Raw genomic sequence first — 12,595 nt, 5'->3', positions numbered from 1 at the left:
GGCGGTTCTCTCTATTGGGCATGTGGGCGGGGCCGGCTCACAGGGTCTTGAGGTATTCGAGCAACGCCAGGCGCTGGCTTTCGTCGTACTCGCGGGCGAAGTCGTGGCCGGCGTTGGAGTTGCCTTCCAGGTGGGTGTCGAAGAGGAAGGCGTTGTCCGGGCCGGGCGCGGTGAGGTAGCCGACCCGGCTCGGATCGAACTCGTGGCTGCCGGTGTAGAAGGTGGCCGGCCGTTGCTCCTGGGGCAGCAGCAGGTCGTACAGCGACGGCACCGAACCGTTGTGCAGGTAGGGTGCGGTGGCCCAGATGCCGTTCAGCGGGCGAGCGATGTAGCCGAGGAATGGATGCTCGGTATTCAGGCAGTAGTCCTTGCGCGCACTCTTGTCGGTGGGGACTTCGCCGGCGGCGAGGCTCTGCGCCTGGCTGTCGGCAGGGGCGGCGCCGGCCAGCAGCAATTGTCCGGCGGGCACCGCTTGCAGGCTGTCGGAGCCGGGCAGGGTCTGCTGCCCGGTGACGATGGCGTGGATGATCTCGGCGATGCCGTCGGCCAGCTGGCCTTTCTTGCCGAGCATGATCTGGAACACCTCGGGGACCTGCATGTCGGCGATCTTCGAAGTCCGCCCGACGATGCCGACGCCGCTGGGGGTGCCGAGGGACGGTCGGAACAGGCCGAAGTAGTTGCCGCTGGGGCTGCTGAAGGTGAAGGTGTTGCAGGCCATCCACGGGTCGGTGCCGATCGGCGCGTCGTCGCCATGGGCCTTCAGGCGCACCTGGCGGACCTTGATCGGGGTTTGCAGGTCGTCGCGGCCGATGCTCGCATGGCAGGCCGCGCAGTTCTCCTCGTAGAGGCGCTTGCCCTGGGCCAGCCTGGCGCTGTCCGGGGCGCCGAACAGCTGGCTCGGCCAGGCCGGCGCCTTGAGCTTGTGGATCAGGCCCTCGACACGGGTCAGGTTGTCCACGCGGATGCTCGATATATAGCCCTCCAGGCCGGACAGCGGATGGCTGACCACGTCGCCGTAGTCGCCCTGGACCACGCCGATGTCGCCGGCCAGGTAGCCGAGGTCGAAGACCTGGCCGTTGAGGTCGAGGACCTTGACGTTGGGCACGAATCCGCTGGATTGCAGCTTGTCCATCTGCAACGTGTGCCACAGTGCCGGGAAGCTGGTCGGCGCGTCGGTCGGGTTCGCTTGCAGATGGCGGGCGCCGGAGTTGATTGCCGCGCGGTTGAGTGACTGGCCGGTGGCGTCGAGGCGCCCCGGGCCGGGTTGCAGGTCGGTCGCGGACATGCTCAGCAGGGTGTCGATCAGCGCCGCGCGTTTGACCAGGGCGGCCTTCAGCAGCTCGCGGTTGGCCGGGCTGTCCTCGCTGCCGAGGACGTTGCCGGCGAAGCGCGCGAACTTGTCGCCGTCGTCGCTGGTGCGGCGCAGCGCGGCGAGCACTTCGTCGAAGATCGCCTGGACGTTGGCCAGGGTGGCGCCGGCGTCGACGGTCAGTTCGCTGCCGCGGTAACTGATGTCGGTGGAGTGGCAGCCGGCGCAATTCAGCCCGACCCAGGGTTCGCTGGACGACTGGCGGGCTTTCCAGCGCAGGCGGGTGTCGGAGAACTGGCTGTCGTCCTGCTGGTCGAGGGCGAAGCCGCGCGGCAGGCGCAGTTCGCCGCCTTGCCAGTTGCGCAGGGGAAAGCCGAGGCGCCGGGCGTTGTCTTCGGAGAACAGGCGCTCCTCGCTGTCCGGACGCTCCAGCGCCTGGGCCCAGGCCAGCGGCAGCAGCCGTGAACCGAGCGAGGCGTCGTACCAGGAGGCGCGTTGCTCGGCGTTCCAGCCTTGCTCGAGCTGGATTTCGGTGGCGACGGCAGGGCTGCCGGCGGCGGCCAGTGCGGCGGCCAGCAGGACCCGCGAAAAGGTCGGATGCATCGTGTTCCCCTCATGGCTGACGACGTCTGCGTCCCCACAGGGCAGAGCGATGCAGTGCGCTCGATGGCTGGGCGTGCCGCCACTTCGTCCCTGACGGGAGCGCGCCGGCCGCGGCGCGCCGCGGGCCGGAACGTCCGGTTGGGCACTACGCTACGGAGTCGCGGCGGCCGGCGGGTAATGCTTTTTGTGCGACGGAAAAGGTATGGGAAACGGAACCGCCCGGTCCGGAAAGGGCGCGCCGGTCGGGCTTCGCCGTGCGCGCCAGGTTCGCAGGGCGGAGAGCGCCTAGGGCGTTGCCCGTTCTATCGGACAATCCCTGCCGGGCTTGCGGACGAAGACCAGGTAGAGTGCGCTGAGCAGCGCGAGGAACGGCACGCCGAAGACCAGGGTCATGCGGAACGCCTCGGTGAAGAAGGTGGTGACCAGGATCGCCGCCATCAGCGCCAGGCCGAGCAATGTCGACCAGGGCGCCAGGCGCATGCGGAAGGCCAGCGGCGCGCCGCCGTGGCGGGCGCGGTGGCGGCGGAAGCAGAGGTGGGTGAAGAAGATCATCAGCCAGGTGAAGAGGGCGCCGAACATCGACACCGCCATCATCAGGGTGAAGGACTGCTCGGGGTAGACCAGGTTGAGCAGGGTCGCCAGGGCGATACCGACGCTCGACAGCAGCAGCGCGTTCAGCGGCACGCCCTGGCGGCTCAGTTCGCCGAGGCCCTTCGGCGCGTGCCCCGCGCGCGACAGGCTGAACATCATCCGGGTGGTGATGTAGAGCTGGCTGTTCATCGCCGACAGCGCGGCCACCAGCACCACGAAGTTCATCACCCCGGTGGCGCCGGGCAGGCCGATCGCCTGCATCACCGTGACGAACGGGCTCTGGCTCTGCCCGGCCTGGTCCCAGGGGACGATGGCGAGCATCAGCGCCAGGGTCAGCAGGTAGAACACCACCAGGCGCACGATGGTCGAGCGGAACGCCGACCTCACCGCCTGTTCCGGATGTTCGGCCTCGGCGGCGGCGACCGCGATCATCTCCACGCTGAGATAACTGAAGATCGACACCACCACGGCGATCCACATGCCTTTCAGGCCGTGCGGGAAGAAGCCGCCGTGGGCGCTGTAGTTGTGCACGCCGTAGGCCGGGTTGGCGGAGCCGAACACCAGGTAGGCGCCGAGCAGGATGAAGGCGACGATGGCGGCGATCTTCAGTGTCGAGAAGCAGTATTCGAAGTTGCCGAAGGCTTTCACGCTGCTGGCGTTCAGGCCGATCAGCAGGGTCGAGAAGGAGATGATCCAGACCCATTCCGGGATACCGGCGAACCAGTACTTCATGTACATGGCCACCGCCGTGACCTCGGTGCCCACCGCCAGGACGATGGCCGCCCAGTAGGCGTAGCGCACCAGGAACCCGGCCAGCGGGCCGACGTAGTGCTCGGCGAAGGCGCCGAACGAGCCGGGGGTGGCATGGGCCACGGTCATTTCCGCCAGGCAGCCCATCAGCAGCAGGGTGATCAGCGCGCCGATGGCGTAGCTGAGCAGGACGCTGGGGCCTGCGAAACCGATGGCGAAGGCGCTGCCCATGAACAGGCCGGTGCCGATGGCGCCGCCGATGGCGATCATGCTCATCTGCGCGGCCGAGAGCCGCCGTTGCAGGCCCTGTTCGCGGCGCGAGATGGCCTCGAAGCCCTGGGGGTCGTTCATCTGGATGTCCTCTGGAATCTTATTGGGGTTCTTATGAATTGCCGAGGGAACGTCGGTGGCGATGTGCGGGTGCCGGTCGCGGGCTCCTGTGCGCGAGAGCGGTGGGTGCTCGCGGGCCGCCCCGGGAATACCGGCGCGGTCCGCGCGGGCGGGACTCAGGTCACCTTGTGCCGGACCTGGTAGCGCGGCTCTTTCCAGGCTTCGCTCTGGAGGATTTCCAGCAACGCCTGCACCGCATCCCAGACCTCGACGAAGCGGGTGTAAAGCGGGGTGAAGCCGAAGCGCAGGATGCCCGGCTCGCGGTAGTCGCCGATTACCCCCCGGTCGATCAGGGCCTGGACGATGGCGTAGCCCTGGGCATGCTCGAAGCTGACATGGCTGCCGCGCCGGGCATGCTCGCGCGGGGTCACCAGGGTCAGGCCGAAGCGTTCGCAACGGCTTTCCACCAATTCGATGAACAGATCGGCGAGGGCCAGCGACTTGTCGCGCAGGCGCTGCATGTCGGTCCGGGCGAAGATATCCAGGCCGCATTCGACCAGGGCCAGCGAGGTGATCGGCTGGGTGCCGCAGAGGAACCGGGTGATGCCTTCGCCGGGCTGGTAGCGCGGCTCCATGGCGAACTGGCGGGAATGACCGAACCAGCCGGACAGCGGTTGCCAGACACGCTCGCGCAGGCGCGGCGCGACCCACACGTAGGCCGGCGAGCCGGGGCCGCCGTTGAGGTACTTGTAGGTGCAGCCGATGGCGTAGTCGGCGTCGGCCGCGTGCAGGTCCAGCGGCAGCGCGCCGGCCGAGTGGGCCAGGTCCCAGATCGCCAGGGCGCCGTTTTCGTGGACCAGGCGGGTGACCTCGCGCATGTCGTGCAGGTAGCCGGTCTTGTAGTTGACATGGCTGAGCATCACCACCGCGGTATCCGCGTCGATCGCCGCCGGCAGTTGCTCCGGGTCATCTACCAGGCGTAGCCGGTAGCCGCGCTGGAGCATGTCGGTAAGGCCCTCGGCGATGTACAGGTCAGTGGGGAAGTTGCTCGATTCGGAAACGATCACCTTGCGCCCTGGCGCGTCTTCCTCCTGGATCCGCAGGGCGGCGCTGAGCACCTTGAACAGGTTGATCGATGTGGTGTCGGTGATCACCACTTCGCCGGCGCGCGCGCCGATCAGGGGCGCCAGCTTGTCGCCGAGGCGCTCCGGCAGGCCGCGCCAGTCGGCGCTGTTCCAGCTGCGGATGAGCCCCTCGCCCCATTCCGCGGCGACCACTTCGGCGGCGCGCTCCACGGCGGCCCGGGGGCGGGCGCCGAGGGAGTTGCCGTCGAGGTAGATCACGCCGTCGGGCAGGGCGAACAGTTGGCGCAGGTCGGCCAGGGGATCGCCGGCGTCGAGCGCCAGGCAGTCGTCACGAGTGGTCATCGGTTACTCCGCGGTAGGCAGGGCGCGCAGCACGGCACGCACCGGGCTGGCATCGAGGTGGGTGAATTTCAGCGGCAGGGCGAGCAGTTCGTAGTCGCCGGCGGGCACGTCGTCGAGGACCACGCCTTCGAGGATCGCCATGCCGTGGCGGCCCACCGCGTGGTGGGCGTCGAGGGTCTTGGAGTGCTGGGGGTCGAGCGACGGGGTGTCGATGCCGACCAACCTGACGCCGCGCTCGGCGAGGCACTCGATGGTGGCCGGAGCGATAGCGCAGAAGCCTTCCGGCCAGTTCGCCGGGACCCGTTCGAAGGTCCGTAGCAGCACCCGCGAGGGCAGGTCGTCGAGCTGGCCGGCGAGGTGTTCGGGGGTCACCAGCGGGTTAGCGCCGATACAGTGGATCACCCGGCACGGTCCCATGTAGATGTCCAGCGGCACCTGGCCGATGGGCAGGCCGTCGGCGCGGTAGTGCAGGGGGCCGTCGACGTGGGCGCCGGTATGCGGCGAAAGGGTGATCCGGCCGACGTTGACCGGGCACTGCTCGTCCAGCCGCGCCGCCCATTCCTGCTGGAACGGCGTGTCGCCGGGCCAGGTCGGCGTGTTCGGGTCGAGGGCGGGACTGATGTCCCAGTAGCGGAGCGAAGTCATTGTTTTTCTCCGGAAGTCCAGCGAATGATAATGAACGAGATTTCGGAGAATTTTCGTGCGAAATGCAAGGTCGCATGGCAATCTGTTCGCACAAAATTCGAAGATAGCTATTAATTCTGATAGGAATTGCACATGTCCCTGGACGCCATCGATCTGCGCATTCTCCGTCACCTGCAGCAGGACGGGCGGATGAGCAACCAGGACCTGGCGGAGAAGGTCTCCCTCTCGCCATCCGCCTGCCTGCGCCGGCTGCGCCTGCTGGAAAGCGAGGGGATCATCCGCGGCTACTCGGTGGAACTGGATGCCGAGCGACTGGGCGTGGAGCTGGAAGCCATCGTCCATGTGTCGCTGCGCCAGGACGTCGAGGGTTGGCACGAGGCGTTCATCGCCAGGGTCCGGGACTGGCCGGAGGTGGTCACCGCCTATGTGGTGACCGGCGCCACCAACTATGTGCTACGGGTCCGGGCGCGCAACCTCAAGCACTATTCGGACTTCATCGTGAACAAACTGAACCGCGCCGCCGGCGTCACCGATATCCGCTCGGAAATCGTCCTGCAGGAGATCAAGGCCGGTGCCGACCTGCTCGACCTGGTGAACCTGAAGAGTTGAACGGGGCGACCCCTCATAAAAGCATGAGTGCAATGAGCGGGAGGAATTTTCAGTCGTCGAGGGAAATAATTATTTTGTCTTTTTTCATGGGGTTACGAGTTATTAGCTAATGAATAAATAGTCTGCCGGAATTGATTTTCCCCGTGCTAGGTTTCCTCCGTCCCCGTTGCCGGGTTGTCAACGTTACACGGAGGTTAGGCGGTGAGTGAATATATCGAGACCGACGACGCAAGTTACTTCCGGGTCAGGCGCCAGGCCTATGTTTCCGCGGAACTGCACCGGCGCGAACTGCACGAGATATTCGACGACAGCTGGCTGTATGCCGCCCACCTCAGCGAACTGCGCGAGCCCGGCGACTTCATCACCCGCGACGTCGGCGGGCGCAACCTGATCATCCAGCGTCGCGCCGATGGCGAGCCGGCGGTCTACCTGAACGCCTGCGCGCACCGTGGGGCCAAGGTCTGCGCCGAGCGCCAGGGCAACAGCCAGCGTTTCACCTGTCCCTACCATGGCTGGACCTACGACAGCCACGGCAGCCTGATCGGTCTGCCGGACAAGGCCGCCTACCAGCATGCCGGGCAATGCCATCCGGAGCTGTCCCTGACACGGGTGAAACACGCGGTCTACCGCAACTTCCTGTTCATCCACTACGCCGCCCGGCAACCGTCCCTGGAAACCTACCTGGGCCAGGCGAAGGACTATATCGACCTGATCTGCGACCAGTCCGAGGCGGAACTGGAGATCATCCCCGGCGGCTTCGAGCATTCGATCAAGGCCAACTGGAAGCTGCTCGCGGAAAACGGCGTGGACGCCTACCACCTGCCGTTCGCCCACAAGCGCTACCTGGAATACCTGAATACCCTCGGCACCGATCCGGAGTCGCACAAGCGCCACGGTCGCGGCGAGGCGCTGGGCAACGGCCACGCGCTGATCATCAGCGGCCCGCCGTCCACCGGACGGCCGATCGCCTACTGGAGCCCGTTGTTCCCGGAAGCGCTCAAGCCGTCCATCGCCGCCAAGTTCGAACGCCTGGTGGAACGCTTCGGGCAGGCGCGGGCAGAGGACATCGCCCACACCAACAAAAGCCTGTTCATCTTTCCCAACCTGGTGATCAACGACATCCTCGGCCTGAACATCCGCTCGTTCTTCCCGACCGCCGCCGATGAGGTCAGCGTCACCGTATGGGGCGCCGGCTTCGCCGATGAGACCCGCGAGGAGCGGGCGGCGCGGATCAATGGGTTGATCTCGTTCATCGGCCCGGGCGGTTTCGGCACCCCCGACGACGTCGAGATCCTCGAATCCTGTCAGCGCGCCTACGCCCACGCCGCCCTCGGCTACAGCGATTTTTCCCGCGGCATGGGACCGGCAACCCGCCGCCACGTCGACGAGGAGCAGAACCGCGGCTTCTGGCGCGAGTGGAGCCGCCGGCTCGGGCAGCAGCCCGCCGCCCTGCGGCGTCTCGCCGTGGCCGTCTGAGCCGTCTTCAACCATCGCTCCCTGCAGATCCCTGCGCGCCGCCCTGGCTACGCGGGGAATAAAGGGTCACTGCAAGGAACGTCATCCATGTGTGGAATCACCGGCTGGACCGACTGGAGCCGCGACCTCGGCGAGCAGCGCAGCATCCTCGAACGCATGACCCGTACCCTGGCCCCGCGCGGGCCGGACGCCGAAGGCCTGTGGCTGTCGCGGCACGCGCTGCTCGGCCATCGGCGCCTGGCGATCATCGACCTGGAGAACGGCGCCCAGCCGATGCTTGCCGAGGCTGGCGGGCGGGTGGCGCTGACCTACAGCGGCGAGGTCTACAACTTCCGCGAGCTGCGCGCCGAGCTGGAGACGCTGGGCCAGGTCTTCCGCACCCGCTCGGACACCGAAGTGGTGCTGCGCGCCTATCTGCAATGGGGCGAGGCTTCCTTCGTCCGGCTCCGCGGCATCTACGGCTTCGCCCTGTGGGACGAGCGCGAGCAGAGCCTGTGGCTGGTGCGCGATCGCTTCGGGGTCAAGCCGCTGTACTACTACCCGACCGCCGGAGGCGTGCTGTTCGCCTCGGAACCCAAGGCGATCTTCGCCAACCCCGAGGCCAACCCGGTGCTCGACGCCAGCGGCATCGCCGAGCTGTTCGCCCTGACCACCGCGCCGACTCCCGGCCACGGCCTGTACAAGGGCCTGCGCCAGGTCCGGCCGGGCCAGGCGCTGCGCTTCGACCGCAATGGTGTGCGCGAGCTGGTCTACTGGGCGCTGCGCGCGGAACGTCACGAAGAGGGCGCCGAGGACAGCGCCGAACGCGCCGGCCAGTTGCTCCGCGAGGCAGTGGCCGAGCAACTGGTGGCTGACGTCCCGCTGGGCAGCCTGCTTTCCGGCGGGCTCGACTCCAGCGCCATCAGCGCCTTCGCGGTGGCCGCGCTGGATGGCGACGCGCGGCGCCTGCCGACCTTCTCCGTGGACTTCCCCGGCGAAGGCCGCGGCTTCGTCCCGACGCCCTGGCAAAGCAGCTGGGACGAACCCTATGCGCAACTGGCGGCGAACTTCCTCGGTACGCCGCACCGCACCGTGCTGGTCGCCCCGGAAGAGGTGCTGGAACAGGACGAGGCGGTGCTCCAGGCCCGCGACCTGCCCGGCTGGGGCGAGCTGGACGCCTCGCTCTACCTGCTGTTCCGCCAGGTCCGCGAGCACACCACGGTGGCACTGTCGGGCGAGTCGGCCGACGAGGTGTTCGGCGGCTACCCGTTCTTCCACGACCCGAGCGCCCTCGCATACGACGGCTTCCCCTGGCTGGCCGGCAAGAGCGGGCCCTGGCAACTGCTGCGGCGGGAGGTCGCCGAACGGGTGGCGGCGCCGGAATACATCCGGGCGCGCTACCGCGAGGCCCTCGCCGAAGTGCCGCGGCTGGATGGCGAGGATGCCGCCCAGCGACGCCAGCGCGAGGTCGCCTACCTGGCGCTGAGCCGCTGGCTGCCGGCGATGCTCGAACGCAAGGACCGGATGAGCATGGCGGTCGGCCTGGAAGTGCGCGTGCCGTTCTGCGACCACCGCCTGGTGGAGTACGTATGGAACCTGCCCTGGGCGCTGAAGAGCGTCGCCGGGGAAAGCAAGAGCCTGCTGCGCCGGGCCCTGCGCGGGCACCTGCCGCAGGCGATCCTGGAGCGGCGCAAGAGCGGTTTCCCGGCCAACCCCGACCCACGTTACCTGGCGCTGCTGCGCGAGCGGGTCGGCCGCCTGCTCGACGACGGCCGCTCGCCGCTGTTCGAACTGGTGGACGCCGGGCGGGTCCGCCAGGCTCTCGAACAGGGCACGCCGCTGCCCAGCCCGCGTGCCTCGGCGAGCCCGACCGCCGGCCTGGCCTACCTGCTGAACCTGGACCGTTGGCTGACCCGCCATGGGGTCGACATCAGCCTCTGAGCGGCACTTTCTTAGCGGAGGATACTCATGAGCCTTGCCTTGTCCCGTCCCGACAGCGACCTGCTGGCGCGGGTCAGCGATTTCCTCGTCGCCGAAGCCGAGCTGCTCGACGACCGCCTGCTGGATACCTGGTTCGCGCTGTTCGAGCGCGCCGCACGCTACCGGGTGCTGCCCTTGCAGGAGCAACTGGCCGGCCAGGCGCCGGAGGACAGCCTGTACATCATCGACGACGACCACGTGCGCCTGCGCGAGCGGGTCGACAGCATCCTCGGCGGGCATACCTGGATGGAGCAGCCGCGCTCGCGCACCCGCCGCCTGGTGGGCAACGTGCGGCTGAAGCGGGTCGAGGGCGAACTGGTCAGCAGCCGCAGCAACTTCGTCGTCCATCAGTTCCGCAACCGCGAGGCCTGGAGCTTCGTCGGCGAAGCCAGTCATGTCCTGCGCGACGGCCCCGGGGGCTTGCGCATCGTCTCGCGGGAGATCCGCCTGGACCACGAGACCATCAGCGCCCAGCGGCGCATCAGCATCATCCTGTGAGGCGCCGCCCATGAATACCGATCCGTTGCTGCCCGGCTTCGACTACCTGACCCTGCACACCTCCGCCGCGCGCCTCCGCGTCGCCGTGAAGGGCAGCGGCCCGCCGCTGCTGCTGTTGCATGGCTATCCGCAGACCCACCTGGCCTGGCATCGCATCGCTCCGCGCCTGGCCGAGGACTACAGCGTGGTCCTCGCCGACCTGCGCGGCTATGGCGAATCGCGGGCGCTGGACGAGGAGGGCGCCGACTATTCCAAGGCCGCGCTGGCCCGCGACCAACTGGAAACGATGGGCCAGCTAGGCTTCGAACGCTTCGCGGTGATCGGCCACGACCGCGGCGCGCGGGTCGGCTATCGCCTGGCGCTGGACCATCCGCAAGCGGTCGCGGCCTTCGTCTCGCTGACCGTGGTGCCGATCCTCGACAACTGGGCCGCGGTGAACAAGGCCTTCGCCCTCAACGCCTACCACTGGTTCCTCCTCGCCCAGCCGTACGACCTGCCGGAGCGCCTGATCGGCGCCGATCCGGAGCACTTCCTCGACTACACCCTGCGACGCATGGCCCAGGGCCGCGACATCTACCACCCGCAGGCGCTGGAAAGTTACCGCCGGGCGTTCCGCGACCCCGCCGTGCGCCATGCGATGTGCGAGGACTACCGGGCCGCGGTGGGCGTCGATGCCGACGCCGACCAGGCCGATCGCGACGCCGGCCGGCGCCTGCAATGCCCGGTCCAGGTGCTCTGGCAGGAGCGCCCCTACGCCGCCGGGCAGCATCCGCTGGAAATCTGGAAGACCTGGGCCGGGCAGGTCGAGGGCGCCGCCATCGGCGCCAGCCACATGCTTCCCGAGGACGCGCCGGACGCCGTGCTGGAGCACCTGCTGGGGTTTCTCGCCAGCCACCGGGAGGCGCTCCGATGAGCGCCGTCGAACGCGATCCGGCGGCGCAGGCGACGCTCTGGCGACAGCGGGTGTTCGAGGTGCACGCGGCGATGTCCGCCTACGTCGCCGAGCGCCATCGGCGTGAAGACCTGGGGGACTGGGTGGCGACCAGCGCGCGGATATTCGCCGATCTGCCGGCGACCGACGACCTGCGCGCCGAAGCCTGGCAGGCGGTGTTCTTCCGCGCCCAGGCGCTGATCGAACAGTTCATCGTCGCGCGCCCGGCGGATTACCGGCTCGACGACTGGGCGCGCGCCACCGCGCGGATCTATCGCGCGCTGGAACCGGCGGGGCGGGGCGATCCGGCCAGCGCCGCCGACCGTCTGGCACGCCAGGCCGCGCTCTACGGTTCGCGTTTCGAGGTGCAGGCCGAGGCTGACGGGCGCGCGGTATTCCACAACCGTCACTGCGCGATCTGGGACTACCGCGAGCGCGCCCGCGCCCGAGGCGTGCCGATCACCCTGGAGTCGGCCTGCACCTATTGCACCAAGCTGCTGTCGGCGTTCGTCGCCGCCAGCGATTGCCGCGCCGACTGGCGGCTCTACGAAGAGCCGCAAGGCCACGGCTGCGTATGGACCATCACGGCGGACAGCCTCAACCAAGGAGCAGGCGTACATGAACGCGATCATTGAACAGGCGCGCAGCCTGGACGGCTACCAGGATTCCAGCGAACTGCTGCAACGTCGCGACCAGGACTGGGTGCTCGACCGCGCCGGCATCGAGCCGCGCAGCCTGCTCGATCTCGGCTGCGGCATCGGCTCGCTGCTGCTCGGCGGCGCCCGGCGCTGGCCCGGCCTGCAACGGTTGTGGGGCATCGAACGTTCGCCGCTACGCCTGGAGCAGGCGCGCGCGCAGTTGCGCGGGGCTGGCGTCGAGGCGCGTCTGCTGGAGGGCGACCTGCTCGACCTGCCGCCGCTGGCGGAACGCTTCGAGCTGATCAGCATGACCGCCGTGCTGCACTGGCTGTATCCCGATGAAGAGCGGCTGTTCCGGTGGGTCGCGCGGCACCTTGAGGCGCAGGGGGTATTCCTGTTCACCTCGCACCATCCGTTCGCCGAGGATGGCCTCGGCGGCGAGGACGACCTGGTCGCCCAGGCCCTGGTCGAGATGGGCCTGGCTGCGCCGGAACGGGTGGCGGCGCTCTACGCGGAAGCCGGGCTGCTGCCGATGGGCACCCGCACCCGTGGCCGGGAGGCGTTGCGCGAACGCGTCGAACGACACTTCCGGGTCGACTCCATCGTCTCCCGCCCGGCGGTCCTGCGTGTCGCCGACTCCGCCGAATACCAGCGTTTCCACGCCGCCACCTTCGGCACCTATTTCGCACCGCTGGTGCCGGCGACGCGCCTGGAGGAATTCTTCGTCCGCCTCGGGCGGATCGCCGAGCGGCGCATGCAGGCCGACGGACAGGTCAGCGAAATCCCGGTCAGTGTCTGGCGCTGCCGGGCTCGGGAGGGCGAGGCATAA

At 68.4% G+C, this 12,595-nt stretch carries 11 protein-coding genes; 7 read left to right on the top strand and 4 right to left on the bottom strand.

Annotation, left to right across the window (positions count from 1 at the left end):
* Nucleotides 1-37 precede the first annotated feature (37 nt).
* The 4 genes from ACTJJX_RS12535 to kynB form a co-directional block, all read right to left on the bottom strand.
* Nucleotides 38-1,912 (bottom strand): (7S,10S)-hydroperoxide diol synthase, encoded by a 1,875-nt coding sequence (locus ACTJJX_RS12535; RefSeq protein ID WP_003114856.1) that lies wholly within the window; start codon nt 1,910-1,912, stop codon nt 38-40.
* Nucleotides 1,913-2,197: 285 nt separating this feature from the next.
* Entirely contained in the window at nt 2,198-3,604 is a 1,407-nt protein-coding gene (locus tag ACTJJX_RS12530; protein ID WP_003114855.1) for an amino acid permease, read from the bottom strand.
* A gap of 155 nt (nt 3,605-3,759) precedes the next feature.
* On the bottom strand, nt 3,760-5,010 hold the full coding sequence (kynU, locus tag ACTJJX_RS12525; RefSeq protein WP_003114854.1) for a kynureninase: 1,251 nt from the start codon (nt 5,008-5,010) through the stop codon (nt 3,760-3,762).
* Nucleotides 5,011-5,013: 3 nt separating this feature from the next.
* Nucleotides 5,014-5,655: a kynurenine formamidase KynB gene (gene kynB / locus ACTJJX_RS12520; RefSeq protein ID WP_003114853.1), complete on the bottom strand. Its 642-nt coding sequence runs from the start codon at nt 5,653-5,655 to the stop codon at nt 5,014-5,016.
* A gap of 132 nt (nt 5,656-5,787) precedes the next feature.
* Between kynB and kynR the strand changes: the two genes are divergently transcribed.
* The 7 genes from kynR (at nt 5,788) to ACTJJX_RS12485 (ending at nt 12,595) form a co-directional block, all read left to right on the top strand.
* Nucleotides 5,788-6,264: a kynurenine pathway transcriptional regulator KynR gene (gene kynR / locus ACTJJX_RS12515; protein WP_003088777.1), complete on the top strand. Its 477-nt coding sequence runs from the start codon at nt 5,788-5,790 to the stop codon at nt 6,262-6,264.
* Nucleotides 6,265-6,465: 201 nt separating this feature from the next.
* Nucleotides 6,466-7,740: an aromatic ring-hydroxylating oxygenase subunit alpha gene (locus ACTJJX_RS12510; protein ID WP_003142518.1), complete on the top strand. Its 1,275-nt coding sequence runs from the start codon at nt 6,466-6,468 to the stop codon at nt 7,738-7,740.
* Between the two features lie 87 nt (nt 7,741-7,827).
* Complete coding sequence (asnB, locus tag ACTJJX_RS12505; protein ID WP_016851683.1) at nt 7,828-9,660, top strand: asparagine synthase (glutamine-hydrolyzing); 1,833 nt, start codon at nt 7,828-7,830, stop codon at nt 9,658-9,660.
* 27 nt (nt 9,661-9,687) lie between these two features.
* Nucleotides 9,688-10,197: an aromatic-ring-hydroxylating dioxygenase subunit beta gene (locus ACTJJX_RS12500; protein ID WP_003105327.1), complete on the top strand. Its 510-nt coding sequence runs from the start codon at nt 9,688-9,690 to the stop codon at nt 10,195-10,197.
* A 10-nt stretch (nt 10,198-10,207) separates the two neighbouring features.
* Nucleotides 10,208-11,110 carry an alpha/beta fold hydrolase gene (locus tag ACTJJX_RS12495; protein WP_003105331.1) on the top strand — a complete coding sequence of 301 codons (903 nt, stop codon included), beginning with the start codon at nt 10,208-10,210 and terminating at the stop codon, nt 11,108-11,110.
* A complete protein-coding gene (locus ACTJJX_RS12490) occupies nt 11,107-11,763 on the top strand; it encodes a hypothetical protein (RefSeq protein ID WP_003118518.1) in 657 nt (218 codons plus the stop codon). Before ACTJJX_RS12495 ends, ACTJJX_RS12490 begins: the two co-directional genes overlap by 4 nt.
* Nucleotides 11,747-12,595 carry a class I SAM-dependent methyltransferase gene (locus ACTJJX_RS12485; protein WP_003105335.1) on the top strand — a complete coding sequence of 283 codons (849 nt, stop codon included), beginning with the start codon at nt 11,747-11,749 and terminating at the stop codon, nt 12,593-12,595. The genes ACTJJX_RS12490 and ACTJJX_RS12485 overlap by 17 nt, the downstream gene beginning before the upstream one ends.

Source organism: Pseudomonas sp. 22490, assembly GCF_052044465.1.
Taxonomy (GTDB): domain Bacteria; phylum Pseudomonadota; class Gammaproteobacteria; order Pseudomonadales; family Pseudomonadaceae; genus Pseudomonas; species Pseudomonas aeruginosa.
Note: the sequence above shows the minus strand (reverse complement) of the source record. Positions and strands in the feature narration are given on the sequence as shown.

Excerpts from the sequence above, each read along its gene's own strand:
- ACTJJX_RS12535 (WP_003114856.1), bottom strand. The coding sequence starts at position 1,912 with ATGCATCCGACCTTTTCGCGGGTCCTGCTGGCCGCCGCACTGGCCGCC.
- ACTJJX_RS12530 (WP_003114855.1), bottom strand. The coding sequence starts at position 3,604 with ATGAACGACCCCCAGGGCTTCGAGGCCATCTCGCGCCGCGAACAGGGC.
- kynU (WP_003114854.1), bottom strand. The coding sequence starts at position 5,010 with ATGACCACTCGTGACGACTGCCTGGCGCTCGACGCCGGCGATCCCCTG.
- kynB (WP_003114853.1), bottom strand. The coding sequence starts at position 5,655 with ATGACTTCGCTCCGCTACTGGGACATCAGTCCCGCCCTCGACCCGAAC.
- kynR (WP_003088777.1), top strand. The coding sequence starts at position 5,788 with ATGTCCCTGGACGCCATCGATCTGCGCATTCTCCGTCACCTGCAGCAG.
- asnB (WP_016851683.1), top strand. The coding sequence starts at position 7,828 with ATGTGTGGAATCACCGGCTGGACCGACTGGAGCCGCGACCTCGGCGAG.
- ACTJJX_RS12500 (WP_003105327.1), top strand. The coding sequence starts at position 9,688 with ATGAGCCTTGCCTTGTCCCGTCCCGACAGCGACCTGCTGGCGCGGGTC.
- ACTJJX_RS12495 (WP_003105331.1), top strand. The coding sequence starts at position 10,208 with ATGAATACCGATCCGTTGCTGCCCGGCTTCGACTACCTGACCCTGCAC.
- ACTJJX_RS12490 (WP_003118518.1), top strand. The coding sequence starts at position 11,107 with ATGAGCGCCGTCGAACGCGATCCGGCGGCGCAGGCGACGCTCTGGCGA.
- ACTJJX_RS12485 (WP_003105335.1), top strand. The coding sequence starts at position 11,747 with ATGAACGCGATCATTGAACAGGCGCGCAGCCTGGACGGCTACCAGGAT.